Genomic DNA, 26353 nt, shown 5'->3' with positions numbered 1-26353 from the left:
ATGGGCGGCCAGCCCCTCATCGTACTTTCCGAGGACAGCCAGCGCACCTCGGGCAAGGACGCACAGTCGATGAACATCACGGCCGGGAAGGCGGTCTCCCAGTCGGTCCGGACGACCCTCGGGCCGAAGGGGATGGACAAGATGCTCGTCGACTCCTCGGGCGGCGTCGTCGTCACCAACGACGGCGTCACCATCCTCGGCGAGATGGACATCGACCACCCGGCCGCGAACATGATCGTCGAGGTCGCCGAGACCCAGGAGGACGAGGTCGGCGACGGGACGACGTCGGCGGTCGTCGTCGCGGGCGAACTCCTCAAACGCGCCGAGGAGCTTCTCGACCAGGACATCCACGCGACCACCCTCGCCCAGGGCTACCGTCAGGCCGCAGAACAGGCCACCGAAGCCCTAGAGGAGGAGGCCATCGAGGTCGACAGCGACGACACCGAGATCCTCCGACAGATCGCCGCGACGGCGATGACGGGCAAGGGTGCCGAGAGCGCCAAGGACCTGCTCGCCGACCTCGTCGTCGACGCCGTCCAGGCCGTCGCCGACGACGACGGGATCGACACGGAGAACGTCAAAGTCGAGAAGGTCGTCGGCGGGGCGATCGAGAACTCCGAGCTCGTTGAGGGCACCATCATCAGCAAGGAGCGCGTCTCCGACAGCATGCCCTACTTCGTCGAGGACGCAAACGTCGCGCTCATCGACGACGCGATCGAGGTCAAGGAGACCGAGATCGACGCCGAGGTCAACGTCACCGACCCCGACCAGCTCCAGGAGTTCATGGACCAGGAGGAGGCCCAGCTCCGGGAGATGGTCGACGCCCTCGTCGAGGTCGGCGCCGACGCCGTCTTCGTCGACGGCGGCATCGACGACATGGCCCAGCACTACCTCGCCGAGGAGGGCATCCTCGCGGTCCGGCGCGTCAAGGACTCCGACGCGAACCGGCTGGCGCGCTCGACGGGCGCCCGGCCCGTCTCGAACGTCTCCGACCTCTCCGAGGACGACCTGGGCTACGCCGGCAGCGTCGCCCAGAAGGACGTCGGCGGCGACCAGCGCATCTTCGTCGAGGACGTCGAGGACGCCAAAGCCGTCACCCTCATCCTCCGCGGTGGCACCGAACACGTCATCGACGAGGTCGACCGCGCGATCGAGGACTCGCTGGGCGTCGTCCGGACGACCCTCGAGGACGGGAAGGTGCTCGCCGGCGGCGGCGCCCCCGAGGTCGAGCTCTCCCTCGCGCTTCGTGACTACGCCGACAGCGTCGGCGGGCGCGAACAGCTCGCCGTCGAGGCGTTCGCGGACGCCCTCGAGATCGTTCCCCGTACGCTCGCGGAGAACGCCGGCCTCGATCCCATCGACTCGCTCGTGGACCTGCGCAGCCAGCACGACGGCGGCGAGACCCGTGCCGGCCTCGACGCCTACACGGGCGACGTCATCGACATGGAAGCGGAGGGCGTCTACGAGCCCCTGCGCGTGAAGACCCAGGCGATCGAGTCGGCCACCGAGGCCGCCGTCATGCTGCTTCGCATCGACGACGTCATCGCCGCGGGCGACCTCGTCGGCGGGAAGACCGGCGACGACGACGACGACGAGATGCCACCCGGCGGCCCCGGCGGCGGCATGGGTGGCGGCATGGGCGGCATGGGCGGTATGGGTGGCATGGGCGGCGCGATGTAAGTTCGGCCCGCCACACCACTACCGACGCGACGAGAGAGCCGCAACCGACTCACCGATTTTTTGACGGGAGGAACCGTCGAGACGTCGCTTTCGTAGAGGACGATCCATCGCGTGCCCCCCGTCCGAACGACGACCTACGTCTCGTTCGCTGTCCTCGCCCCGCCCGAAGTTTCGTTGGCCTCTTCCGACGCGGACTCGGCGGGCTGGGCCGCCAGCGCCTCGTCGTACCAGTCGGGTCGTTCGACGGTCGTCTCGCCGACGTCGACGATTTCGATGGTCTCGTTGATGGTCGTTCGCTCGCCGTCTCCGCCGTAGCTTTGGTTGACGACCGTCTGGCGGACGAGGCCGTCCTCGCGGACGAGCGCTCGGACCTCGACCTCTCTGGTCGTCCCGTCCTCGATGGCCGACGAGTCGTTCATAGAGCCCTCGACGACGTAGTAGGTGCCGTCCTCGGCGTCGACGGTCCCGACGGTCGTCGTGTTCTCGAGGCTCCCCAGCGATACGACAGGACCAGTCATCGCCTGTCGGACCGTCTCGTTTCGGGACACTGACCCATCGCCGCTCGACGGGTACTCGACGGATCCGTTCTCGAACTCGAACCGGGTTAGCGTCTCGTCGCCGTGCCACTGCTCGACCGCCCGGATCGGTGAGCGGTCGACACCGGATCCCGGATCGGCGTCGGACTGGTTGATCCGTGTGACCCCGAAGACGGTTCCGGCGTCGGGATCGACGTACCTCGTCGTCTCGGTGGTCCGTGGTTCGCTTTCGTTTTCGGAATCGGAGAGGGACTCGGTTTCGGTCCGGACCGTAAACGTCTCGTTACCGATGGCGTCCCCGTGGACCTTCCGGAGGTTAGCCACGTTGGTCAGCCCCTCGGTGGTGAGCCCGGGGAGCAACTGCTCTCCCTCCGTCTCCTCCTCGACCGAGGCGTCGACCGACTCCTCGACGCCGTACGGTTCCCGGTCTGGGGCGGGATCGTTCGAACTCGCGGAGAAGCCGCCACAGCCCGCCGTGAGAACGAGACAAGCGACGAGGACGACCGCGGCGAGCCTGGACACGACTGCGTGGTCACAGTGACGGCCCAAATGTGTTTTCCATCCTGAAGGAGACATCCCCCCTCGACGCGAACGCGGTCAGAGTCGGGACGTCGGAGCGGCGTTCAGCACGAAGTGAACTACCCCACCCTACCGCTCGCCTTTCGGCTCGCGCTTGCGGGTGGGGCTTCCTGCTTCCACGACGCGCTGTGCAGGAACCAACGTGGTTCCCGTAGGGAGCGCAGTCTCCACAGGCGGTGATTCGGAGCGTCCCACTCCTACCTGCTTGAGACCGCGAGACAGAATGTTCCACGCTGCGTTCCAGTCCCTGTCGGCGGTGAACCCACAGGAGGGACAGGAGTGTTCGCGGACCCACAGCGGTTTGTCGGACTCGAGCATTCGGAGGAACGTTCCCCACGCTGCTCCAGCACGATTCCGAGAGTTACCCTCACGTTCGGCAAGACCTTTCGCGTCAAGGTCTTCGACCGCGACGAGATCGTACTCTCGGGCGTAGTCGTTCGAGAGCTTGTGCAAGAAGTCCCGTCGCTTTCGCTTCAGGTCGGCGTGGCACTCGGCAACGCGATAGCGTTGTTTCTCGTAGTTGTTCGACCCGTGCTCTTTGCGCGAGAGTTTTCGTTGCTCTCGCTCGAGTCGGTCGCGTTCGTCCGAGAGATCGACCGATTCAACAGCGTGGCCGTCAGTGTCATGGGCGTACGTCAGAATCCCCACGTCGATGCCGACGACGTTCTCTGGGACATCCGGCTTCTCTGGTGGCTCTCGGTCGACTTCGACACCGAACGTGGCGAACCACTCGCCTGTCGGTTCCTTCTTGAGTGTCACCTGCTTGAGTGCGGCGTCGTCGGGAATCTCTCGGTGGAGCCGTATCGGGATGTCCGCGAGTTTCGAGAGGGACAAGACAGTCTGACCGCCCTTCTTGTCGAGCTTGAAGCCAGACTGACTGTACGTGAAACTGCGGAACTCGCGCGGTGGCTTCCATTTGAGTCGGCCGACGCCGTAGCCGTTCTCCTTGAGTCCTTCGAGTGAGTTGACGTTCTGCTCAATCCGCATAACCGTTGTTTGCAGGACTGTTGAGTATACGTCCGAGAGAGCATCCCACCAGTCTTTCAGAGACGAAATTTCGTCACGGATGGACCGAACCCGTTGATTGAGCGTGCCTGCACTCTCGGGGATTTGGTCGAAGCGGTAGAGCGCATGATTGTACAGTTACCTACAGATATCGCGGTGGCGGTCCAATTCCTCGCGTTGGGAACCAGACGGCTTGAGGCGATACTTGTAGGCGTAATACATCAGCTCTCGCGTTCCTCAATGAGTTCGTCCAGTTGAGCACGGACGAACGACGAGAGGTTCAGGTGGTTGTCCTCTACCCACTCTGCTTGATCCTCTCGAATGGTGATATTCTTCCGTCTCACGATATGCGTATTATGTGTCTATATGCGCATGAGTGTTGCGGAACGTGAGCCTGTGGGCCCGCCGTAGGAGAGTGTATGAAAAACGAACGGTGTTGACGAGACGCGTTGCGTCTCTTTCGCACGCCAGAAATCGAAGATTTCTGGGGACGCTACATCCCCTCCCTGCTCGATCTGCTCGCTGAGGAAGGGGGCGTAGCGCCTCGATTAAGCTAAGTACAAGTACCCGCCCGCAAGATTTGCCTCATGGAGACGCTGCTGCTCTCGAGCGAGGACGTCGAGGACAACGCCCGCTTTCCCGACGTGATCGGTGCCGTCGAGGACGCCTTCGCCGCCGAGGCGCGGGGCCAGACGGTGATGCCGGCCAAGTCCTACGTCGACCTGCCCCGCTACAACGGCGACTTCCGGTCGATGCCGGCCTACCTCGACGCCGAGGAGTGGGACGCCGCCGGCGTCAAGTGGGTCAACGTCCACCCGGACAACCCCGACCGGGGGCTGCCGACGGTGATCGGGACGATGATCTACTCCGATCCCGAGACCGCCTTCCCCCTGTCGATCATGGACGGCACTGAGCTCACCCGCCTGCGGACCGGCGCGGCCGCCGCCGTCGCCACCGACCACCTCGCGATCCCGGAGGCCCGGAGCCTGGGAATCGTCGGCGCCGGCGTCCAGTCGTACGCACAGCTCGAGGCGATCGCCGAGGTCCGCCCCATCGAGGAGGTCGTCGTGAGCGACCCCGACGCGGAGCGCCTCGAAGCGTTCGTCGCGGCCTTCGAGGACCGCTTTGCGATCCGGGAGGGGTCGATCGCCGAGGCGGGGAGCTGTGACGTGCTCTCGACGGTGACGCCCGTCGAGGAGCCGATCGTCCACGCGGACGCGGTCGGCGAGCGAACCCACGTCAACGCGATCGGCGCCGACGCCGCGGGCAAACACGAACTCGCGGACGAACTCCTTCGAAACGCGCGGATCGTCATCGACGACTACGAGCAGTGTACCCACTCGGGCGAGATCAACGTCCCCTGGAGCGAGGGGGTCCTTACCGACGACGACCTCCACGCCGAGATCGGCGACGTCGTCGTCGGGACGGCCCCCGGCCGGACCGCCGAGACGGGCGTCACGGTGTTCGACTCGACGGGGCTCGCGATCCAGGACGTCGCCACCGCCCGGGTCGTCTACGAGCGAGCGAACGCGGAGGGCGAGGGGACCCCCTTCGACCTCGTCGGGATCGCCGGTAGCAACCGGTAACACCGATTCCGCGCTTCACGGGTCCTTCCGTCGCCGGGAAAGGGTTATCATTTCTATTAACATAGTTATCAATATGCGACCGACCGAGACGGACAGCGACGACACCTCGACGGACTACGACGTACTCGTCATCGGCGGGGGCCCGGCGGGGCTGAGCGCTGCGCTCCAGTTGGGTCGCTCGCTGCGGAGCGTCCTCGTCTGCGACGACGGCGACCCGCGCAACGGTCCGGCCGCCGAAGTACACGGCTATCTCACCCGGGACGGGATCGCACCACGAGAACTCGGACGGCTCGGCCGGGAGGAGGTCGCCGACTACGGCGGCGAGTTCCGGGACCGACGGGTGACGACCGTTACGAAAGACCAACATGGCTTTACGAGCACGCTCGACGGCGACGAAACCGTTACGACCCGGAAGGTCGTTCTGGCGACCGGGGTTACCGACGAGCTTCCCGAAACCGACGGGTTCGAAGAGTTGTGGGGAAACGGCGTCTACCACTGCCCGTACTGTCACGGCTACGAGGTCAGAGACGGGGCCCTCGGGGTGTTGATCACCGATCAGCACCTCATCGAGTACGCGAAGCTGATCTCGAATCTGAGCGAGGACCTCGTCGTCTTCACCGACGGACACGACGTCCTCGATGCCGACACGCGCTCGGCCTTCGCGGATCGCGGAGTCGAGATCGAGGACGAACCAATCGTCGCACTTACCGGCACCGGGGACGGGCTCGAGAGCGTCTCGCTCGCCGACGGCCGCGAAATACCCCGTGACGCGCTCTTTTACCCGCCGGCGATGACCCAACGCGCCGATCTGGTCGAGGAACTTGGTCTCGAGGTGACCGAGGCCGGGCTCGTCGAAGCGGAGCGCTCGGGCCACGGCGTCGGGTTCACGTCGATCGAGGGACTGTTCGTCGCCGGTGACGCCTCGGCGCTCTCGGCGCTCTCCGTTCCGGCCGCCGCCGCCGACGGAAACGTCGTGGGCGCGACCGTCAACATGGAGCTCTCACAGGAGGCGTTCGAGCACGGGGAGGCTTGACGACGAACGCGAACGCGTCGTACGCCGACAGCCACGATCGCTTCCCGCTCGACCCGCCGACCACGACCCACGCGTCGTCACCGAAGGGATCGCGTCCCGGTCCCGCCGACCGTCAGAGGTAGCCCAGATCCGCCAGCCGGTCCTCCGTCGAGGCCGCCATCGAGACGCTCCCGCTGGCCTCGGCCTCGGTCAGGCCCCCGAAGCGCTCCTCGAGCCGGGCGGCAAGCGCCCCGGCCCGGGCGGGACGCTCCTCGGCGAGGTCCTCGCGCTCGCGGGGGTCCTCGGTCAGGTCGTGGTAGCGCTCGAAGCCGTCGTCGCCGGCCACGTACTTCTTCCCTCCCGTCCGGACCGCCCGCAGCCGCCGGTCGAACGCCCGAACCCGCTCGGGGATCGCCCCCTTGCCGAACCGGTCCTCGAGGCGCTCGATCGAGGGCTGGGGGGAGACGTACTCGGCGAAGACGGCGTCGCGCTCGCCGCTCGCGAGCAGCGACCGGCCGTGACCCTGCTCGGCGAGCGGGTCCTCGATGCCCGCGACCGCAGGGAGGGTCGCGGGGAGATCGAGCAGGGAGACGAGGTCCTCGCGGCGGCCGCCGCCGGTGAAGGGCCCGCCCGTGACGACCAGCGGGACGTGGGTCAGGGTATCGTAGAGGTTGTACTGGTGGCCGAAGAAACCGTGGTCGCCGACGTGTTCGCCGTGGTCGCCACAGACGACGACCAGGCTCTCCTCCCACTCGCCGGCCGCCCGCAGCGACTCCCGGAGCCGCTCGAGTTGGCTGTCGACGTAGGCACACTCCGCGCGGTACAGTCCCCGGAGGAGGTCGAACTCCCGGTCGGTGATCTCGTAGTCGCCGACGTCGTACCCGCGTGGGTCCTGGCGGATCTCCCGGGCCTCCTCGACGGTGGCGTCGTCGGGAAGGTATCGTTCGGCGAACGCACGTGGCGGGTCGTACTCGACGTGGGGTTCGATGTAGTTACAGAAGAGGAAGAAGGGGCGGTCGTCCTCGCGGCCGGCGAGCCAGTCGCCGATCCAGTCGGTCGTCCGGGCGGCGCCGTCGTCGCCGGCGGGCTGGAGGAACTCGCTGTAGAGGACGTTCGCGGCGTTGACGACCGGGTTGCCCTCGAGCAGGCGGTCCCGGGCCGCAGAGAGCTTCTCCGCGACGTCCTCGCCGCGGACGACGGTCCCCATGTCGACGTCGGACTGGACGTACTGCCAGCCCCGGCGGAGTTCGTCGAACCCCCGGTCGAAGCCGAACTCGCTCGTGATCCAGGTGTTGTTCGAGACGCCGACGGTCTCATAGCCCGCGGCCGCAAACGCCTCCGGCAGCGTCCGTAGCGAGTCGTCGAGGTAGGTGTGACCGCCGTGGGCGCCGTGTTCGGAGGGGTACGTCCCCGTAAACAGCGAGGCGTGGGAGGGCAGCGTCCAGGGGGCGGTCGAGAACGCCCGCTCGAAGACGGTCCCCTCCATCCCGACGTCGGCCAGCGTCGGCATCGTCCGGTCGTCGATGCTCGCGAAGCGAGAGGGGATGCCGTCCCCGGCGACTCCCTCGAACCGCGTCGCACGGGCCGTATCGAGGACGACCAGCACCACGTTCCGCACGCTGCCATGTGACGCCCCGCTCTCGTCGTCGGTTTCGACCATCGTGGACGCCCATCCGCCCGTCGCGGGGAAGGCTGGCACCCTGGCCTATGCAGGTCCTACACGTGATCCGTCCCGCGAACCGCAGGACTGCGGCGACCCCACGGGTTCGATCCCTCAGTTCTCCCGACGAACGGGCCCGGCTATCGGATCCTCCCTCGCGCTCGCGATGACGAGCCAGCGGGCGCGGAGGCCGGCAGTATTACCTCCCCGGAGTCCCCACGGCGACCGAATGCGCGCGTTCCGGATCGCCTACGACGGCACCCCCTACTACGGCTTCCAACGCCAGCCCTCGGTCCCGACCGTCGAGGACGCGCTGTTCGACGCACTCGGCGAACTCTCCGTGCTCGCCGAGGACGCCGACAAACCATCGGGGTACGCTGCCGCCGGGCGGACCGACAGAGGGGTCTCGGCGCTCGCCCAGACGGTCGCCCTCGAGGCCCCCGACTGGCTCTCCCCGCGGGCCGTCAACGCCGAACTCCCCGCCGACGTCCGGGCGTGGGCCAGCGCCGACGCTCCGTCGAACTTTCACGCGACCCATCACGCCTCGAGCCGGAAGTACGTCTATCACCTCCACGCGCCACCCGAAACGATCGACGACGGGCGAGCCGAGCGCGCCATGGAGGAGCTCTCGGGGCGACACGACTACCACAATCTGACCCCCGACGACGAGAACACCGACCGCGAGATCGCCCTCTCGGCCGTTCGGGACGGCGACTACCTCCGGCTCTCGGCCCGCGCGCGCGGCTTTTCGCGCCAGCTCGTCCGGCGGCTGGTCGGCCTCGCCGCGGGCGTCGGCCGCGGGGAGTACCCCGAAGAACGGGTCGGGCGTGCGCTCGCCCCCGAGCCCCTCCCGGGCCACGAGGGGATTCCCCCGGCGCCCGCCGAACCGCTCGTCCTCGCCGCCGTCGACTACCCCGATCTCGGCTTCGTGACCGACGCCGAGGCCGCCGAGAGCGCCCGGCGGGTGTTCGAGCGGCGGCGCGTCGAACGCCGGACCGGCGCCCGCGTCGCCGGACAGCTCCGGGACGGAATCGGCTGACGGCGGTTCGAGGGTGGGAGAAGAGGAGCCGGAGACGGCCGGGCTACGTCCAGTCCGCGGGCCAGATGTCGGCGGCGCGCATCCCTGGCTCGTACTCCTGGTCGGCGAGCGCCGCCCGGAGCACGTCGTCGGGGACCCGCGGCGGGTCGGCACGGGTCAGTTCGGAGACCAGGAGCGCGGCGAGCATCGCGTGCTCGCGGAGGTTCCGCGGGTCGACCTTCTCGCGGGTGTCGGCCTCGGTGTGGCCCCAGCCCCGGCCGCGCTCGTCGCCCTCGCGCTCGCTGTGGAGTTGGAGGGTCGGCACCCCCGCCCGGAGAAAGGGCCAGTGGTCGCTGAAGGGGTGGGGGTCGGGTTCGTCGAGGACCGGCTGGCCGAACGCCTCGCCGACCGACTCGGCGAGGTCGGCGATCGCGTCGCTCGCGTGGCTGTACGCCTTGAGGTTCCGAAAGCGCCCCGCGCCGTCGACGTTGACGACCGCCCGGACCGCGTCGAGATCGAGTTCCTCGGCGAGGGCCTCGGCGCCGATCAGTCCGACCTCCTCGCAGCCGACGGCGGCGACCCGGACCCGACAGTCGAGCTCCAGGGGGGCAAGGATGGCGGCGGCGCCCGCGACGACCGCGACGCCACAGCCGTTGTCCAGTGCCCCCTCGCCGACGTCGTGAGCGTCGTAGTGGGCCAGCAGAACGATCTCCTCGTCGCCCCCGCCGAGGGTGCCGTGGACGTTCCGGCTGGTTCCCTCGGTGGTGGTCGCCTCGACGCGAAGCCGGCCCCGGCCCGCTCGCTCTGCGTACTCCGCGAGCCAGTCGCCGGCCTCCCTGCTGACGCCCACTCCCGGAATCGCGGCCTCGCCGTCGAACCGGAGCGAGCCCGTCGGGGGGAGCTGACCGGGGACGTGGTTCGCGAACAGAAAGCCCGCGGCGCCCGCGGCCGCGACGTGGCCGAAGGTCTCCATCCGGTGGACGAACCGCCGGCCCGGCGGCGTCGTCGTGCTCGAGAGGGCGATGGCTCCGTCGAGAGCCTCGCCCGCGTCCTCGATCTCCTCGGGGGTGCCGTAGCCGACGTCAACGATCGGCCCCTCGACGTCGCCGGCCGGCGAGTACGGCAGGGCGATCGCCCGAAAGGAGCGCTCGACGGGATCGGTGACCGCAAGCTCCGTTTCCCCCCGCTCCCAGCGGGCCATCGGGAACTCCGCCGTTCGGACGTCCGCGAGGCCGATTGACTCGAACTCCTCGCGGACGAGTTCGGCCGCGCGGCGCTCGCCCGGCGAGCCGCCCATCCGGTTCGGGAGTTCGGTCAGCCGGGTCAGCAGGTTCCAGGGCCGATCCGAGGACCACGCCCGGCCGAGCGCGCGCTCGAGACTGTCATCGGCATCGATATCGATTTCCTCGCTCATGGGGTCCCGATTCGCCCCGCGAGCCATGAAGCTCCCGGCCCTGGTACAAGTCGTGTTTGGAGAGGCGAGTGCCAGCAGAGCAACCGCTTCGGGATGGGACTGGAAGGGGCCGGCGGCTTCCGACATCGTCTTCACCGCTGTCCGATGGACTCCTCGCTACGGGACCTCGTCACGTCACCAACTACGATCACTCCTGCCGCAAGCGCCACGATAAAGGCGCCAACCCGGCTACGCTCGCCCATGACGACCCCGACGACGACGCTCCCGAGCGGCGACGAACTGCCCGTGGTCGGCTGTGGCACCTGGGACATCGCGGGCGAGACGGTCCAGGAGTCGGTCCGGGCTGCTCTCGACGCGGGCTACACCCATATCGACACCGCGGAGGGATACATGAACGAGGAAGCGGTCGGCGAGGCGATCGCCGACCACGACATCGACCGGGAGGACCTCTTCGTGACCTCGAAGGTGCTCCCGAAGAACCTCGGCTACGAGTCGCTGATCGGGGCCTGCGAGGACTCCCTCGAGAAACTGGGCACGGACTACCTGGACCTCTACCTGATCCACTGGCCCAACCCCGCGATCTCGCTCCGCGAGAGCCTCCAGGCGATGGCCACCTTGGAGGAGGAGGGGCTGGTGCGAAACGTCGGCGTCTCGAACTTCTCGGCCTACCAGCTCAGCTGTGCCCACCACGTCTCGCCGGTCGACATCGCGGTCAACCAGATCGAGTTCCACCCCTGGTTCCAGCGCCCCGACCTCGTCGACTACTGCCGCGAGACCGACACCACCATCGAGGCCGCAGCGCCCCTCGCTCGCACCGAGATCTTCGAGGACGAGGTCGTCAACGAACTCGCCGACTCCTACGACAAGTCCCCCGCCCAGATCGTCCTCCGGTGGGCGATAGAGCGCGACGTCGTTCCGCTCCCGAAATCCTCGAGTCCCGACCACGTCCGGGAGAACCTCGACGTGCTCGAGTGGGAACTCGACGAGGAGGACAGAGAACGGCTGGACGAGCGCGAGCGCGACCAGCCGGTGTACGACACGCCCGCCCGCGAGTGGACCGGCGACGTCTACGGGATCTCGCAGTAACCCTTGCTATCGGCCGGCTTGGTAGTCCGGACTGTACGCTGTTCCGAAGCGGGGAAGGAAGGAAACCGACGGACGAGAGCCAGGGCGTTCCAACAGAGCAATGTAACCCCGATCCGATCGCCGAGTCAGATCCAATGTCGATCGCCGAGTACCCGTCGATCTCGTTGCACAACGTCGCCGAGACGGTTCCCGCCGAGTGGAACCCCGAGGGCGACCGGCTTCGTCGCGTGCCCGCCTCCGTCGGCGAGGGGCTGAACGACAGCGCCCGCGAGCGGGTGGGCGAACCCACGGGATGCGAGATCCGGTTCGTTCCCGAGGGGGACGCCGAGATCGAGGTGACGCTCTCTGCTCCCGAACCGACGAGAATCCACCCGTTCTGGGGCGTGTTCCAGCCCTGGAAGCCGACCGAGATCGGCCCCGAACCCGAGACCCTATCCCTCAGAGTTCCCGACCGGCTGGCCGACCTCTCCGAGGGCACCGAGACGGGTCGATTCGACCCGCGGGTCTGTCGGCTCCTTACCGAGCGCACGCCCGCGGTCGCCGTCCACGACGTCGCGGGGGAGTGTCGCCCGCCGACGGCCGACGAGCTTCCGGACACCCGATACCTCGCCTACGGAACCTCGATCACCGAGGGCGCCGCGGCCTCGACGCCCCACACGAACTACGTCACCCGGGTCGCCCGCGAACTGGGGTACGACGCCCTGAACCTCGGCTGTTCGGGCTCGGCGTACTGCGATCGGACGATGGCCGACCACATCGCGGGCCGCGAGGACTTCGACGTCGCGACGCTCTCGCTGTCGGTGAACATGGCCAACGCCGACTTCTCGATCGACGAGTTCCACTCTCGCGCCGAGACCTTCGTCGAGACGATCGCGGCGGCCCATCCCGAGAAACCGATCGCCTGCGTCACCCTCCTCCCGTACTTCGCGGACCTCACCGCCAGCGGCGACCGCGAGCGAAGCGAGGGCTTTCGCGACGCCTTGCGCTCGATCGTCGCCGACTCCGACCACGACGACCTCCACCTCGTCTCGGGCCCCGATCTGATGGAGGTCTCCGGACTGACCGCAGACCTCCTCCACCCGGGCGACGACGGGATGGCGATGATCGGGACCGCGCTGGCCGACCGGCTCGAGAGGATAGTCGAGTAGCCCGCCGAACGGAGCCGCCCCTGACGGCCGCGATCGTCCCCGTTACGCCGGTCGTGACACCACGCGTTGGGATCGAACCGCGCTCCGAGTTCGACGCCGAACGATCCGAGACGGAGCCAGCCGGGGGTGCAATCCGGAGGTCCCGTCGAACTCCCCGTCTCATACTGCGGTCTGTACCTGTGATTCTCCGCACTCGATCCCCTCGGGAACCGTGACGGACGGACAGCCGGTACCTCAGTTCGTATCGGCCGTCGCGTTGCGTCCGGGGCATGAGGAAGCGACCTCCTCGAGAAGGGATCTTTTTACCGAAACGCTCCGTGAACGGAGTATGGCCTCCGAATCCGATGAGGAGGAAGAACCGGAGGACGGAGTCAACGAGCGACTCGATCGAATCGTGAACTGTCTCGCGACCTACCTTCCGTAGCGGGCCGTTACGGACGCACGCTCGATCGTGGGCGGTATGCCCCAAATCGGGTGGGGACTACCCGGTCACGAACGCCAGACAGACCGGAGACGGACAGTCAGTCACCTCGCCCGTGGCCTCGAGGGCGCCGTCGCTCCCGACGGCGAAGGCGACGATCGTGTCGCTGTCGGCGTTCTCGGCGAACAGGACCTCGCCGGCGGGATCGAGCGCGAAGTTACGGGGCCACTCGCCCCGGGTCGGCTCGGTCCCGAGGAGGGTTGGGCGGCCGTCACCCCCGAGTTCGTAGACGGCGATCGAGTCGTGGCCGCGGTTCGAGCCGTAGAGAAACTCCCCGGTGGGATGAACGTGGATATCGGCCGCGGCGTTCTCGCCGTCGAACCCCTCGGGGAGCGTGCTCGCGACCGCGACCGGCTTGAGCCCGCCGGTGTCGAGGTCGCGTTCGAACGCCGTCACGGTCGAATCGAGTTCACCGATCACGTAGGCATAGCGGCCGGTCGGATCGAAAGCGAGGTGGCGCGGTCCGGCGCCGGGGTGGACGTCGACGTGGCCGCAGTCGGCGGGTTCGACGCGGCCGGCTACGGGATCGAGGGCGTAGACGAAGACGCGGTCGGCGCCGAGGTCGGGCGCGTAGGCGTACTCGCCGTCCGGGCCCGCGAGGAAGGCGTGGGGGTGCGGTTCGGACTGGCGGTCGGCGTCCGGGCCCGACCCCTCGTGGTCGACGACTGCCGTCGGCCCGCCGAGCCGGCCGTCCCCGTCGATCGGGAGCACCGACACCGTTCCGCCGCCGTACTGGGCGGTCAGCACGCATCGGCCGGTCGGATCGACGCTGCAGTAACACGGCGTCCCCCCGCCGCCCGTCGGGACCGCGTTCAGCCGCGAGAGGGTTCCACGCTCCTCGATCGTATAGGCGACGATCCGTCCGTCCTCGCCCTCCCGGTTGGCGACGTACAGGCGGGTTCCGTCGGGACTCGCGGCGAGAAACGCCGGGCGCGAGCCGCCGTCGGCCGCACCCGTCGTCTCGAGTCGCCCGTCCTCGAGGCGGAAGCCGAGGACGCCGTCCTCGCCGGCGTCGGTCGAGGCCGCGACGAACGCGAGCGTAGGATCGATCGCCATCGACGACCGTTCCGGGGCGAGCCGAATCACCCTGTCGGAAGCGGCGACGGCCGCGATTCTCTCTCCCTCGCGGCGTTCGTCACGCTTTACCCGTTGCGATTCGAAACCCGTGCCATGAGTTCGGTTCCCGAACGGTCCGAGGTGGACCCCGCAGACAAGTGGGATCTGGAGAGCATCTACGCGAGCGACGACGACTGGGAGGCGGCCTACGAGGCCGTCGAGGATCGCATCGAGGACCTCGAATCCTACGAGGGACGCGCCGTGGAGGACGCCGAGACCCTCCTCGACGCCCTCGCCTGCCACGAGGAGGTCATGCGCGAGGTCGCGATGGTCGCCTCCTACGCCCGGATGCGAAGCGACGAGGACACGACCGACCAGCGCTACCAGGCGCTTTCGGCCCGCGCCCAGTCGCTTGCCGCCGAGGCCCAGTCGACAGGCTCGTATCTCGAACCCGAGATCCAGTCGCTCACCCGCGAGGAGTTCGAGGCGATGTGCGAGGTCGAACCCAATCTGGAGACCTACGATCACTACGTCGACGACGTCCTCCGGATGAAACCCCACACGCGGTCGGCGGAGGTCGAGGCCCTCCTCGCCGACTTGGGCGAGGTGACGGGGGCGACCGGCGACGTCTACAGCATGTTGTCGGACGCCGACATGACGTTTCCCGACGTCGAGGACAGCGATGGCGAGGCCGTCGAACTGACCCAGAGCAACTTCACGACGCTGCTCAAACGCCCCGACCGGGAGTTCCGTCGGCGGGTCCACGAGACGTACTTCGACGAGTGGGGCGACGTACGCAACACGGTCGCCTCCGCCTACAAGAACAGCGTCAAATCCGACGTGAAACTCGCCCGCGCCCGCAACTACGACACGGCCCGCGCGGCCGCCCTCGACGGCCCGAACGTCCCCGTCTCGGTGTACGACACCCTGGTCGAGACGGTCAACGACAACCTCGGGGCGCTCCACCGCCACGCCGAACTCAAGCGGGACGCCCTGGAACTCGACGAGCTCCGGATGTGGGACCTCTACATGCCCCTGACGGGCGACGAGGGTCCCGACCTCTCCTACGAGGAGGCGACCGACCACGTCGTCGAGGCGGTCGCGCCGCTGGGCGAGGAGTACCAGTCCCGGGTCGCCGAGGGTCTCGACTCCCGGTGGGTCGACGTCTACGAGAACGAGGGCAAACGATCGGGCGCGTACTCGGGTGGGACGTACGACACCCAGCCGTTCATCCTGATGAACTACCAGGACGACGTCTCCTCGATGTACACCCTGGCCCACGAACTGGGCCACTCGATGCACTCCGAACTCGCCTCCGAGAGCCAGCCCTACGTCTACTCGGGCTACGAGATCTTCGTCGCCGAGGTCGCGAGCACGGTCAACGAGGCGCTGCTCACCAACCACCTGCTTTCGACCGTCGAGGACGAGGCGTTCCGGCGCCACGTCGTCAACGAGTTCCTCGAACGGGTGCGCTCGACGCTGTTCCGCCAGACGCTGTTCGCCGAGTTCGAACACGAGACCCACCGGTTAGAGGAGGAAGGGGAGGCGCTGACTGCCGACCGTCTGGACGAGCTCTACGGCGACCTCAAGGGCCGCTACTACGAACCCGCGGCGGTAGACGACCGGATCGCCCGCGAGTGGATGCGGATCCCCCACTTCTACCGGGCCTTTTACGTCTACCAGTACTCGACCGGGATCGTCGCGGCGCTCGCCATCGCCGACGGTATCGAGGAGGACGGCGAGGCGCGGGCGGCCGACTACCGCGAGTTCCTCCGAAGCGGGTCCAGGGAGTACCCCCTCGAGCTCCTCCGGATCGCGGGCGTCGACATGGACTCCGCCGAGCCGATCGAGCGCGCGATCGGGAGCTACGAGGACCGGATCGCCGACCTCGAGTCGTTGCTGGACGCGTAAGCGAGGATTACTCGCGCGTTCGGCCGTCAGACCCGCGATTCGGTCGAAGCCCGAGAAAACGGTCGGGACCCAAAGGCACATTTACGGTCCACGACTTACCGGTGTACAACAGGATGTCCCGAAGCCCGTCGCTTCCCGATCGACCGACGCGCGAGATCGATCCGGAGCTACCCGACGACAAACGACTCGAGGCGCTTCGCTCTCACTTCTACGAGATCGCCGAGGTCAACGCCGAACTCGACGACCAGCTCGAGGCCGCGACCGAGCGCCGCGAGCAACTCCAGGAGGAGGCAGACCGCGTCGAACGCGAGAACAAGGCCCTGAAGAGCTCCTCGCTGTACGTCGCGACCGTCGAGGACACGTTCGACGACGGCGAGGTCGTCGTCAAACAACACGGCAACAATCAGGAGGTGCTGACCGAGGCCGCCCCGCGGACCTACGAGCGCTTGGACGCCGGCGACCGGGTCGCCGTCGACGACTCCTTTGGCATCCAGACGGTGCTCAACGCCGAGACCGACGCGCGGGCCCAGGCGATGGAGATCACCGAGAGCCCCGAGGTCGGCTACGAGGAGATCGGCGGCATCGACGAGCAGGTCCGAGACGTCCGCGAGGCCGTCGAACAGCCCCTCTCCCAGCCCGAGGTCTTCGAGGAGGTCGGAATCGACCCGCCCTCGGGAGTGCTCCTCTACGGCCCGCCGGGTACCGGGAAGACGATGCTCGCCAAAGCGGTCGCGAACAAGACCGACGCCACCTTCATCAAGATGGCCGGCTCGGAACTCGTCCGGAAGTTCATCGGCGAGGGCTCCCGGCTCGTCCGGGACCTCTTCGAGATGGCCCGCGAACGAGAGCCCGCCATCATCTTCATCGACGAGATCGACGCCATCGCCGCGACCCGAACCGAGTCCAAAACCTCCGGAGACGCCGAGGTCCAGCGGACGATGATGCAACTGCTCTCCGAGATGGACGGCTTCGAGGCCCGCGGCGAGGTCCGGATCATCGCCGCGACCAACCGCTTCGATATGCTCGATCGCGCGATCCTCCGACCGGGCCGCTTCGACCGCCTCATCGAGGTCCCCGAACCCGACGAGGCGGGCCGCGAGCGGATCTTCGAGATCCACACCCGCGGGATGGAAGTCGCCGAGGACGTCGACTTCGCTGCCCTCGCCGCCGAAACCGACGGCTACAGCGGCGCCGAGATCGAGAGTCTGACGACCGAGGCCGGGATGTTCGCGATCCGGGACGACCGGACCACCGTCGAGACCGGCGACTTCGAGGCCGCCATCGAGAAGATCGAGGACGACGACGGGAGCGACGTCGTGCCCGCGGCGGGCTACTTCTACCAATAGACGACCAACCTTTTGCGCTGCGTGCGGTCGCAGAGTGGTCACTGCAACACCTGAATATCCAGAAGGAACGTGGCGATCTAGTTCTCAGCGACGCTCGGAGGCTTGTTTAATCGGGAAATCCACTCGTGGTGAGAAGCGCTTTGAGCTGGAGCCTGTGATGCGTATTCATCCATTGCGCTAATCACTCAGGCGACCGCACTCGGCAAAATCTCGAAAGAGCGCGATTCGCGTTCTTTCGGACCTCGCGGAATCTCCGATTCCGCTTAGCGTTGATGAAAAGCACTCCTCTCTCCGTTTCGCTCACTTCGTTCGCGCCACATCGGTCGTCGGCCCGCTCGCTCCTTGCAGTCGCTCGCGGTGAGTATCGATAGGACGCCTGCCCTTTCCCGTTGAGCGAAACCTTCGGTTTCGCGATGCTCGAAAGAGCTTGCTCTTTCGTTGGATCGCGGAGCCTTCAGTTCTTCAGGCTCCGCTCACGGCCACCGACCGCCACCCTGATCGCGCAGGTCGTCCACGGATCGCAAGCCCTTACGCCGCCGATCCCCGACCCCCGCCAATGGGAACGATTCGGATCGTCCGGGGGTCGGCGTCAGCGCCGACGGAGATGGCCGCCTACGACGCGGCGCTCGCGGCGGCGGGGATCTGCAACTACAACCTGGTCCCCGTCTCCTCGGTGATCCCCGAGGACGCCGAGGTTCGGGCGGTCGGAACCGCCCCGGATCTCGGACCGGTGGGCGAGAAACTGACCGTCGTCGAGGCGCGGGCGACCGTCGCCGGGCCGGGCCGAGCGAGCGCCGCACTCGGCTGGGTCCGGGAGGGCGAGACGGGCCCGGGGCTGTTCTACGAGGCCGCGGGCGAGGCCGACGCCGACGACGTCCGCCGCCGGGTCCGGGAGGGTCTCGAGGCCGGCGGCGACCTTCGGGAGTGGGATCTGGGCGAGCCCGATGATCGCGTCGAGACCGCGAGTGCGGAGTCGGGGACGTACACCTCCGCGGTCGTCCTCGCGATTTACGGCGAGAGCGAGCCGATCCTGTAGGAGCGGGCCGCCGCCGTCGGTTCCGATCTCGGGAGCCGGCCGCTCGGGTATGCGAACCGGTCACGGCGGGAGCCGAACGCTTTTTGCTCGGGCGGCCCCTTGTGTGGATAGCGAGTTCTCATGAACGGAAACACGCCGTACGGTGGGCTGCCGGGTGTCACGAACGCCGGGGAACGGGCGGCCGAGGACGTCGCCGAGCTGTCCGGCGAGCAGAAACGCGCCCTCAACCGGGACGTCTCCCGGATCGCCGCCCTAACCCGGGAGTTCCTCCCCGACGAGTACGTCGTCCAGGGCGACGTTGCCGACGGCGCGACCGGCCCACAGGTCCGCGTCGCCGTCCGCCCGCCGGTCGGCCACCCCGTCAGCGCGGGCTTTACGCCCGACGTGGAGGCGGCCATCGACGACGAGATGATCGCGGCCGACGAACGCTCGGAGGTCGCCCGCGGGCTGGCCGCGAGCGCAGCCCTCCAGGTCAAACAGGCCATCGGCGACGGCGTCGAGCCGACCGCGCGGTAGACGGTCGATCCCTATCGGCTACGCCACTCGGGTTTGGGTGAAAAGAACGTTTCACGTTACCCACGTTTTTCTTTGGGTGACGGTCAAGGACGGGTATGGACCGGCGCGCGTTCGTTTCGACGGTCGGAGCGGGTACGGGACTCGTCCTCGCGGGCTGTCTGAGCGATGGCGACTCCGATCCCGGCGGGAGCGACGAGAGAGACGGCGACTCGACTGACTCCGACGAATCCACGGAATCGAACGGTTCTACCGAATCCGATGGATCCACGGAATCCACCGACTCGAACAGCTCTACCGAATCGAACGACTCGAACGGGTCTACCGATTCCACCGATTCCACGGACTCCGGCGACTCGAACGAGACGATCGGCTGGCACGGGAGTCCCAGGATAAACTCCCCGGAGGACAGCGGAATGGAGCTCCGGGAGCCGCCGTCGTGTGGCGAGAGTCTCGTTCCCCTCTCGGGGAAGTTCGAGGAGGTCGAGTACGGACGGCTCGAGTACGACACCGGCGAGACGTTCGAACTCGAGGCCTCTCCCGACCCCGTCGCGCTCGGCGAGGAGATCACGGCGACGCTTCGATGGCTGGAGGGAGACGACAACTCCCGGTTCGGAACCGGCGAGAAGTTCACCGTCGAACGGGAGACCGACGACGGCTGGGAATCCATCTATCGGGTGAATTCGGCCCTCGAGACTTGGATGGATATGGGCTCGATAAAGCCGGAGTCGTCCCCGCCGACCGCGTGGTTCGAGTGGTCGCTGACGCTGACCCGGGAGGGGATGGCGAAGCCGACGCTCGGCGAAACGCCGTACGCGGTCTGTGAGCTCCTCGAACCGGGCACGTACCGGTTCGTCTACTGGAGCGTCAGTTCGCCGGAGGGCAGGGAGGACACCGATCTCGGAATCGGCAGCGAGTTCACCGTGACCGAGTAGCGGGTGTTCTCCGAGCGAGGAGCTACTTCCCCCAGAAGGGGTCGCGTTTCCGGCGGCGCTCCAAGTACATGTTGAGCGCCTCGAGTTCGTCGGCGGGTATCTCGTCGGCGAGTTCCTGTTCTAAGATCTTCGCGTGTTTCTCGGGGAGTTCGATCCAGAGCTCGTCGTCCTCCTCGATGTCGCGGCCGACGGTGGGGCCGTCGATGGCGACGCTCACCCGCTCGCCCGCGCGGGCCTCCTCGACGTCCTCGCCCTGTTCCTGGATGCCCTTGATCTGGCCGACGCGATCGGTCTCGTTGCCCTCGAAGGCGGCGACAACGGCGTTGGTCCGGATCGTGCCCGAGCCGACCTCGACGCCGACGACCGCGGGGTCGTTCTGGCGGAAGACGTGATCGGGGAGGATCCGGAAGCGGGCGGGTCGAGTGATCGACTCGAGGACCGTGTCCTGCTGGGCGCGTTCGCGCTCCTCGACGAACCGCTCGTAGCCCTCGATCAGCTGGTAGATGACGTCGTCGGTAAACAGGCGAACGTCGTCGATCTCGGCGCGGCGCTCGGCGTCGTCCAGCACGTCGACGTTGAAGCCGAGGATGACGCGTTCGTTCGCGTCGTCGGCCGTCGAGGCGACCGAGACGTCCCGGGGGGCGACGTCGCCGACCTCCGCGCGGACGATGGGGACCTCGGCGTCGGCCAGGGCGTCGGCCATCGCCTCGAGACTGCCGAGGGTGTCGGCCTTGACGACGACGCCCTCATCGGCGGTGTCGACGGCGATGTCGGCGAGTTCGGCCCTGACTTCGGCGATCACGTCCTCGACGGGACGGTCTCTGACCACTCGGACGGGCGCGCCGGCCATCGCATCGCCGAGGTCGGGCGCGGCGATCTTGATCCCCGAGGCCGCAGAGACCTCATCGACGCGCTCGAAGCGGCTCTCGGTACGGATCTCGGCGAGCGGGCGGGGCTGGAGCAAGGCCCGGACGTCGGTGACGATCGGGTCGTTGGTTCCGCCGACGACGAGGCGGTCGTCGGCCCGGATCGTTCCGTCGTAGAGGACGGTGTCGATCGTCGTCCCGAACCCTTTCTCCTCCTTTACTTCCAACACGGTGCCGACGCCGGGACCGGCGACATCGATCTCCATCTCCGCTTTCATGTAGCGCTGGGAGAGCCCCATCATCACCGCCAGCAGGTCCGGCACCCCCTCGCCGGTCATCGCCGACACGGGGACGACGCCGACGTTGCGTTGGAAGTTCTGGACCCGCCAGTAGAGGTCCGCGGAGAACCCCGCCTCCGAAAGCTGGCCGATGATCTCGTAGAGGGCGGTGTCGACGGCGCCCTGGACGCGCTCGGATTGCTGGTCGTAGGTGCTCTGGATCGGGGTGTCCTCGTTGGCGTTCCAGCCCGGGACGGTGTCGACCTTGTTCGCCGCGACGATGAAGGGGGTCTCCGAGCGCTGGAGGATCTCGAGGGCCTCGCGGGTCTGGGGCTGGAAGCCGTCGTTGACGTCGACCACCAGGATCGCGATGTCCGCGAGCGCGCCGCCCCGCGATCGCAGGGTAGTAAACGAGTGGTGGCCCGGCGTGTCGATGAACAGGAGTCCGGGGAGGTCGAAGTCGTCGGGCTCGACGAGGTCGCCCGCGATCTCGGAGATGACCTCGAGGGGCACCGCGGTCGCGCCGATGTGTTGGGTGATCGCGCCGGCTTCGCCCTCGATGACCGCCGAACCCCGGACCTTGTCCAGCAGGCTCGTCTTGCCGTGGTCGACGTGGCCGAGCACGGCGACGATCGGCGTTCTGAGGGAGGGTGTATGAGCGTCCGTCTCTGTATCGGTATCCGACATGGTGACCACCCGAGAAGGGACTGGTAGTGTGGTCCCCGGGGCGACAGTTAAACCCATCGTCTGGCCCGGCGGCCCCGTGGCGTTTAATAGTCATAAGTCAGAAGGGGAGGTATGAGCGACGTACTCGCGGAGAACCTGTTCGGGCGTCTCGTCATGGGCTCGGACGGCACCGAACTGGGGATGCTGTACAACATCACGGTCGATACGCACTCGGGGAAGCTCCACGACCTCGTCGTCGAACCCGACGACGACGTGGCCACTCGATCCGTCGACTTCGAGCAGGACGACACCGGTCGCTTCTACGTCCCGATCGATCGGGTCCGTGCGGTCAAAGACTACATCGTCGTCCAGCGCTGAGGTCATGCACGTCCTCGACTCCTCGGCGTTCATCCACGACTTTCACACCACCGAGCGGACGGCGACGATCCCGATGGTCCGCGAGGAGCTGACCGACGAGAGCGCCTACCGTTACGACGCCATGGAGGGGTCGGGGATGTACGTCCACATTCCCGACGACGACACCTTCGAGACCGTCCGGCGGGCCGCAAAGGAATCGGGCGACTTAGCGGAGCTTTCGGAGACCGACGTCAGACTCGTCGCCGCCGCCTTCGAACTCGACGCCGTCCTCGTCACCGACGACTACGCGATGCAGAACGTCGCCGAGAAGCTGAACGTGGACGTCGAGGTGATCGCCCGCGAGGGGATCGAGGAACAGCGCGACTGGCGCTTCCAGTGTCAGGGCTGTGGCCGGGAGTTCGACGAGGAGAAAGAGCGGTGTCCGATCTGTGGCTCGGAGCTCGCCCGGAAGAACCCGTCCTGACGATCCGTTCTATCGACCCGTCGTGGCCCCCGAGCCCCGCTCACGCGTACGTGACGTAGAGGTTCGCGAAGACGATCGCGTTGTAGAGCCCGTGGACCAGCGCGGGCACGACGAGGTTCTCGGTTCGCTCGTAGAGGGCCCCGAGCACGATCGAGAGCCCGAAGACGACCGCGAGGCTCGCGATCACGGCGCCGACCGTGGCAGTGTTGTAGCTAATGACGTGGACGACCGCGAAGAGGACGCTGCCGACGACGACGCTGCCGGCCCGCGAGAACTCGCCGTACAGCGACTTCTGGATGACGTTTCGGTAGAGCAGCTCCTCGAAGGGGCCGATGACGAGGACGGCGGCGGGGATGAGCACGAGGAGGATCTCGGGGTTCTCGGCCGCTGCCTCGGCCGTCGAGTGCGTCGATTGCTCGGCGCCGACGACGCTCATCAGCGCGCTGATCGCGAGCAACACGGCGACGAGGGCGACAAGCCCGCCGACCGTCCAGCCGACGTCCCGCAGGGAGGGGACCCGAACGTCGAGAAACGACAACGGCCGGTCGGTGAGCCGGAGGTAGGCGACGGCGACCGCGCCGGTGCCGACGGCCATTCCGAGCTGCGAGAGGACGATCTCCTCGGTCTGTGAGAACGTCCCGAGGACGACTATCGCCGGGACGGCGACGACGAAGGTCGCCGCGTACGCCGCGAGGAGGCCGACCGCGCCGACGACCCCCAAACCCATGGCGAGGCGCGTCCGCGTGAGGACCTCGCGATCCCCGAGGCCGACGGCCTCGGCGACCCCGAGCGCCAGCGCGCCGCCGGCGGCGAGGACGGCGACGACGACCGTCGGCACCGACACCGGCCCGAACCCGACCGGCCCGACCAGCCCCCGGTTCAGCGCGTAGCCCGCGAGCAAGAGTGCGCCGAGGCTCGCGGCCGCGGCGACGATCCCGGCCGGCCGCTTCCCGATGGCGCCGTGGCGACGGAGCACGAACGCGCCGACGGCCGCGGCGGCGAGGCCGGCCGCCGCAAACACCGCGAGCGCGTCGACCCCGCTCCGGGTCACCGGCGAGAGCAGGCCCACGAGCGCGAGCCCCGCCAGCACCGTCCCGACGGCCGGGACGACCCGGTCGCTGCCGACGCCACCCGCACTCTCCACCCGTTCGGTCATACCTCTCCCTTCGGCTCCGCCCCCAAAGCGTCACCGCATCGACGCGCCCGACGGGCCGCCGATCCGCAGTTCGGTCTTCTCGGCGACCGCCTCGCTCTCGGCGAACTCGCCGCCGCCGAGCAGGCCGCGGGTCGCGCGTTTGGCCCACTCGACGGCGGGCTGGTCGAACGCGGAGATGCCCGCGAGTTCGCCCGCGAGCACGCAGGCCGCCTCCATCCCGTAGAGCAGGCCGCCGACCGAGCGGGCGTCTACCGAGTCGATCTCGAGGCGGACGGTCGGCCGGCCCGCGGCCGCGAGGCTCGCCTCGGTCGCCTCGAACTCGGCGTCGATCAGCTCCTCGAGACCCGCACCCGAGAGGTAGTCCAGGTCCTCGATCCCCGCGTCGGGGATCTCTCGTTCCCCGCGTTCCCGGGGGGTGACGAACGTGACGAGGGTGTCGCGGGGACCCGCGCGATAGCGCTGGAGCTGGGAGTGCTGGTCGGTCGCGCCAAGCGCCCGGACGGGCGCCTGGCCCAGCCCGTCCTTGCCGAGGCTCTCGGCCCACAGCTGGGCGAACCACTCGGCGAAGGTCTCTAAGGACTCAGCATAGGGCATCATCGCGTTGACCGACGCCCCGCGCGTCTCGAGGGCGTAGGTCGTCGCGCCGTAGGCGTAGGCCGGACAGGAAAAGAGCGATCCCGAGAGCGTCTCGCGTTCTGCGCGAGCACCGTCGAGGATCGCCTCGATGTCGTGGCCACAGACTGCGGGCGCGAACAGCCCGACCGGAGAGAGCGCCGAGAACCGGCCCGGAACTCCGTCGGGGACCGCGAGTTTCGGGAGGTCGTGGCCGTCGGCGAGTTCGGCCAGCGGGCCCGACTCGCCGGTCGTCACCACGGTCCGGTCGGTCCAGTCCACGCCCGTCTCCTCCATGGCCTCCCTGACGACGAGGAAGTTCGCGAGCGTCTCGGCGGTCGTTCCCGACCGGGAGACGACGTTGACGGCGGTACGCTCGAGGGGGAGGTTGGCGAGCCGCCGGGAGACCCAGTCGGGATCGACGTTGTCCAGAAAGACCGTCTCGACCTCGCCGGAGCCGAGGGCGTCGACGAGCGTCTTCGCGCCGAGGGCGCTGCCGCCGATGCCGACCGTGACGAGCGCCTCGGGATCGATCTCCAACGAGTCGACGGCGCCGTGGATCGGCTCGGGGTCGGTCTCGACGGGGAGCTCGAGGGCGGCGTAGCCGTGTTCGCCCTCGGCGCGCCCGGCCTCGATGCGTTCGTGGGCCCGCGCGACGCGCTCGTCGAGGCGTTCCAGCGAGTCCCGCGAGACCCCCGGCGAGGCGACCGACGCGAGCGCGTTGCCGACGTCTATCTCCATACGCCTGCCCCGACCGCCGGGGCCAAAGGCGTTCCGTCGTGAGCCGTCGCCGTACGTCGTCCGTCGGGCCCGTCGTGCTCCGCCATCCGCCGACCGCACCGCTTATTCCGCCGGCCGCCGTACCCTCGGCAATGGCAAACGCGGCCGACGACCGGTCCTACAGCGGGTTGCTCGGCGCCTTCCCCTACGCCTTCCGCCGGAGCGGCTCCCTCCTGTTCAAGCTCTACGCGGCAGTGGGCGGGCTGCTGGCCGCCGGCGTTGCGGTGATCTTCGCGCTCGCACTGGTCGTCCTCATCGCGGACACGGCCGCCGCCTCCGGCGGGACGATCTCGCTCATGCGCGCGTTCTTCGTCGTCGTCGCCCTGCTCGTCGTCGGCCCCCTCGTCGCCCCGGTGCTGTTCGTCGCTCGCCGGCATCGTCGGGGCAGCGGCGACCGCGATAGGGGGGCGGACGCGACCTACGACCGCCGGCTCGCGGTTTCGGGCTTCGCGTTCGCCGCGTCGGTGTACGTCGCCCTGATCGTCTCGACGCCACCCGCCCAGCAGGTCGGGACCGACGGGACGGGCGGCGCCCTGTTGGAGGCGCTGTACGCCCTCCCCGCCCCCGTCGGCCTCCTGTTGCCGGTCGTCGCGGCACTCGCGATCTACGCCGTCCACCTGCGCTCGCGCTAACGAAAGCCCGAAGCCCGCGGCTCGCCTCCTCCCGCCCATGAGCGAACGGAGCGGGACCTTCATCGTCACCGAGGCCGACCCCGACAGCGCCATCGTCCGGGATGTAGAAACCGCACAGCTCCACACCCTCTCTGCGAACCCCGACCTCGAGACGGGCGACGTCCTCGAGGCGACCCTCGCGCCCGAACCGCCGATGGAGGTCACCTGGGAGGTGGCCGAGATCGAGGATCGCCGGACCGTCGAGGTCGTCGACAGCGATCTGGCACCCACCACCCAGGAGCAGGAGGTCGCCGCCGGGACCGACGTCGGCGACGTCGCCCGGATCGAGCGGGCGGGAACCGGCGAGATCCACGTTCTCCCGGTCCCGCCCGGCGAGGTCGAGGCCGCCGCCGAGGACGTCCTCGAGGACACGGAGACGGTCGCGCGGGCGGCCCGTCTCGAGGCCGTCCGGGTCGAGGTGCGGCGGTCGGCCGAGGAGGGGGAGGGCGTCGTCAGCGTGCGCTACCTGCCGGACTGATTC

The 26353-nt window shown here is 68.2% G+C and carries 23 protein-coding genes and 1 pseudogene; 15 read left to right on the top strand and 9 right to left on the bottom strand.

Annotated features, from left to right (window positions below; genetic code table 11):
• Nucleotides 1-1680 (top strand): thermosome subunit alpha, encoded by a 1680-nt coding sequence (gene thsA / locus LCF40_RS06085; RefSeq protein WP_114577051.1) that lies wholly within the window; start codon nt 1-3, stop codon nt 1678-1680.
• 134 nt (nt 1681-1814) lie between these two features.
• On the opposite strand, the gene LCF40_RS06080 is transcribed toward thsA, so the two are convergent.
• The 3 genes and pseudogenes from LCF40_RS06080 to LCF40_RS23125 all read right to left on the bottom strand — a co-directional run bounded on the left by LCF40_RS06080 (nt 1815) and on the right by LCF40_RS23125 (nt 4144).
• Complete coding sequence (locus LCF40_RS06080) at nt 1815-2738, bottom strand: hypothetical protein (protein ID WP_224827761.1); 924 nt, start codon at nt 2736-2738, stop codon at nt 1815-1817.
• Nucleotides 2739-2864: 126 nt separating this feature from the next.
• Nucleotides 2865-4022: pseudogene (locus LCF40_RS06075) on the bottom strand (RNA-guided endonuclease InsQ/TnpB family protein).
• Complete coding sequence (locus LCF40_RS23125; RefSeq protein ID WP_318247888.1) at nt 4022-4144, bottom strand: hypothetical protein; 123 nt, start codon at nt 4142-4144, stop codon at nt 4022-4024. Before LCF40_RS23125 ends, LCF40_RS06075 begins: the two are co-directional and overlap by 1 nt.
• 243 nt (nt 4145-4387) lie before the next feature.
• Here LCF40_RS23125 and LCF40_RS06070 point away from each other — a divergent pair, with 243 nt between their 5' ends.
• Together LCF40_RS06070 and LCF40_RS06065 are read left to right on the top strand one after the other, a co-directional pair.
• Complete coding sequence (locus LCF40_RS06070) at nt 4388-5386, top strand: ornithine cyclodeaminase family protein (protein WP_224827760.1); 999 nt, start codon at nt 4388-4390, stop codon at nt 5384-5386.
• A 73-nt stretch (nt 5387-5459) separates the two neighbouring features.
• Nucleotides 5460-6419, top strand: coding sequence for an NAD(P)/FAD-dependent oxidoreductase (locus LCF40_RS06065; protein WP_224827759.1), 960 nt, complete (start codon nt 5460-5462; stop codon nt 6417-6419).
• Between the two features lie 112 nt (nt 6420-6531).
• Here LCF40_RS06065 and LCF40_RS06060 read toward each other — a convergent pair whose 3' ends face one another.
• The gene (locus tag LCF40_RS06060) at nt 6532-8058 is read right to left on the bottom strand and encodes a sulfatase (RefSeq protein ID WP_224827758.1); all 1527 of its coding nucleotides are present in this window, start codon (nt 8056-8058) and stop codon (nt 6532-6534) included.
• Between the two features lie 229 nt (nt 8059-8287).
• Between LCF40_RS06060 and truA the strand changes: the two genes are divergently transcribed.
• Nucleotides 8288-9097: a tRNA pseudouridine(38-40) synthase TruA gene (gene truA / locus LCF40_RS06055; protein WP_224827757.1), complete on the top strand. Its 810-nt coding sequence runs from the start codon at nt 8288-8290 to the stop codon at nt 9095-9097.
• A 43-nt stretch (nt 9098-9140) separates the two neighbouring features.
• On the opposite strand, the gene LCF40_RS06050 is transcribed toward truA, so the two are convergent.
• Nucleotides 9141-10490, bottom strand: a complete 1350-nt coding sequence (locus LCF40_RS06050) for a M28 family metallopeptidase (protein ID WP_224827756.1) — start codon at nt 10488-10490, stop codon at nt 9141-9143.
• A 240-nt stretch (nt 10491-10730) separates the two neighbouring features.
• Here LCF40_RS06050 and LCF40_RS06045 point away from each other — a divergent pair, with 240 nt between their 5' ends.
• Both LCF40_RS06045 and LCF40_RS06040 read left to right on the top strand, forming a co-directional pair.
• Complete coding sequence (locus LCF40_RS06045) at nt 10731-11576, top strand: aldo/keto reductase (protein WP_224827755.1); 846 nt, start codon at nt 10731-10733, stop codon at nt 11574-11576.
• 134 nt (nt 11577-11710) lie between these two features.
• Entirely contained in the window at nt 11711-12724 is a 1014-nt protein-coding gene (locus tag LCF40_RS06040) for an SGNH/GDSL hydrolase family protein (RefSeq protein ID WP_224827754.1), read from the top strand.
• Between the two features lie 481 nt (nt 12725-13205).
• On the opposite strand, the gene LCF40_RS06035 is transcribed toward LCF40_RS06040, so the two are convergent.
• Nucleotides 13206-14261, bottom strand: coding sequence for a lactonase family protein (locus LCF40_RS06035; protein WP_224827753.1), 1056 nt, complete (start codon nt 14259-14261; stop codon nt 13206-13208).
• A 114-nt stretch (nt 14262-14375) separates the two neighbouring features.
• Between LCF40_RS06035 and pepF the strand changes: the two genes are divergently transcribed.
• The 5 genes from pepF (at nt 14376) to LCF40_RS06010 (ending at nt 20002) form a co-directional block, all read left to right on the top strand.
• Entirely contained in the window at nt 14376-16172 is a 1797-nt protein-coding gene (gene pepF, locus LCF40_RS06030; protein WP_224827752.1) for an oligoendopeptidase F, read from the top strand.
• A 113-nt stretch (nt 16173-16285) separates the two neighbouring features.
• Nucleotides 16286-17518, top strand: a complete 1233-nt coding sequence (pan2, locus tag LCF40_RS06025) for a proteasome-activating nucleotidase Pan2 (protein WP_114576777.1) — start codon at nt 16286-16288, stop codon at nt 17516-17518.
• Between the two features lie 556 nt (nt 17519-18074).
• Nucleotides 18075-18554: a pyruvoyl-dependent arginine decarboxylase gene (locus LCF40_RS06020; protein ID WP_224827751.1), complete on the top strand. Its 480-nt coding sequence runs from the start codon at nt 18075-18077 to the stop codon at nt 18552-18554.
• Between the two features lie 120 nt (nt 18555-18674).
• On the top strand, nt 18675-19070 hold the full coding sequence (locus LCF40_RS06015) for a DUF5811 family protein (RefSeq protein ID WP_114576775.1): 396 nt from the start codon (nt 18675-18677) through the stop codon (nt 19068-19070).
• Between the two features lie 95 nt (nt 19071-19165).
• Nucleotides 19166-20002: an MSCRAMM family adhesin SdrC gene (locus LCF40_RS06010; protein WP_224827750.1), complete on the top strand. Its 837-nt coding sequence runs from the start codon at nt 19166-19168 to the stop codon at nt 20000-20002.
• Between the two features lie 22 nt (nt 20003-20024).
• Here LCF40_RS06010 and infB read toward each other — a convergent pair whose 3' ends face one another.
• Entirely contained in the window at nt 20025-21833 is a 1809-nt protein-coding gene (gene infB, locus LCF40_RS06005) for a translation initiation factor IF-2 (protein WP_224827749.1), read from the bottom strand.
• Between the two features lie 111 nt (nt 21834-21944).
• On the opposite strand from infB, the gene LCF40_RS06000 reads away from it, so the two are divergent.
• A complete protein-coding gene (locus tag LCF40_RS06000; RefSeq protein WP_114576772.1) occupies nt 21945-22190 on the top strand; it encodes a PRC-barrel domain-containing protein in 246 nt (81 codons plus the stop codon).
• A gap of 4 nt (nt 22191-22194) precedes the next feature.
• On the top strand, nt 22195-22653 hold the full coding sequence (locus tag LCF40_RS05995) for an NOB1 family endonuclease (protein WP_114576771.1): 459 nt from the start codon (nt 22195-22197) through the stop codon (nt 22651-22653).
• Between the two features lie 40 nt (nt 22654-22693).
• Here LCF40_RS05995 and LCF40_RS05990 read toward each other — a convergent pair whose 3' ends face one another.
• Both LCF40_RS05990 and LCF40_RS05985 read right to left on the bottom strand, forming a co-directional pair.
• Nucleotides 22694-23809 (bottom strand): CPBP family intramembrane glutamic endopeptidase, encoded by a 1116-nt coding sequence (locus LCF40_RS05990; RefSeq protein ID WP_224827748.1) that lies wholly within the window; start codon nt 23807-23809, stop codon nt 22694-22696.
• A gap of 30 nt (nt 23810-23839) precedes the next feature.
• Complete coding sequence (locus LCF40_RS05985; protein WP_224827747.1) at nt 23840-25162, bottom strand: glucose-6-phosphate isomerase; 1323 nt, start codon at nt 25160-25162, stop codon at nt 23840-23842.
• Nucleotides 25163-25293: 131 nt separating this feature from the next.
• Here LCF40_RS05985 and LCF40_RS05980 point away from each other — a divergent pair, with 131 nt between their 5' ends.
• Complete coding sequence (locus LCF40_RS05980) at nt 25294-25833, top strand: DUF8056 family protein (protein WP_114576768.1); 540 nt, start codon at nt 25294-25296, stop codon at nt 25831-25833.
• A gap of 37 nt (nt 25834-25870) precedes the next feature.
• Nucleotides 25871-26350, top strand: a complete 480-nt coding sequence (locus LCF40_RS05975) for a DUF5812 family protein (RefSeq protein ID WP_114576767.1) — start codon at nt 25871-25873, stop codon at nt 26348-26350.
• Nucleotides 26351-26353: the final 3 nt, after the last annotated feature.

Origin of the sequence: Saliphagus infecundisoli (genome assembly GCF_020177375.1) — an archaeon.
GTDB lineage: Archaea > Halobacteriota > Halobacteria > Halobacteriales > Natrialbaceae > Saliphagus > Saliphagus infecundisoli.
The sequence above is the reverse complement of the archived record's forward strand: the minus strand, read 5'-3'. Positions and strand labels throughout refer to the sequence as shown.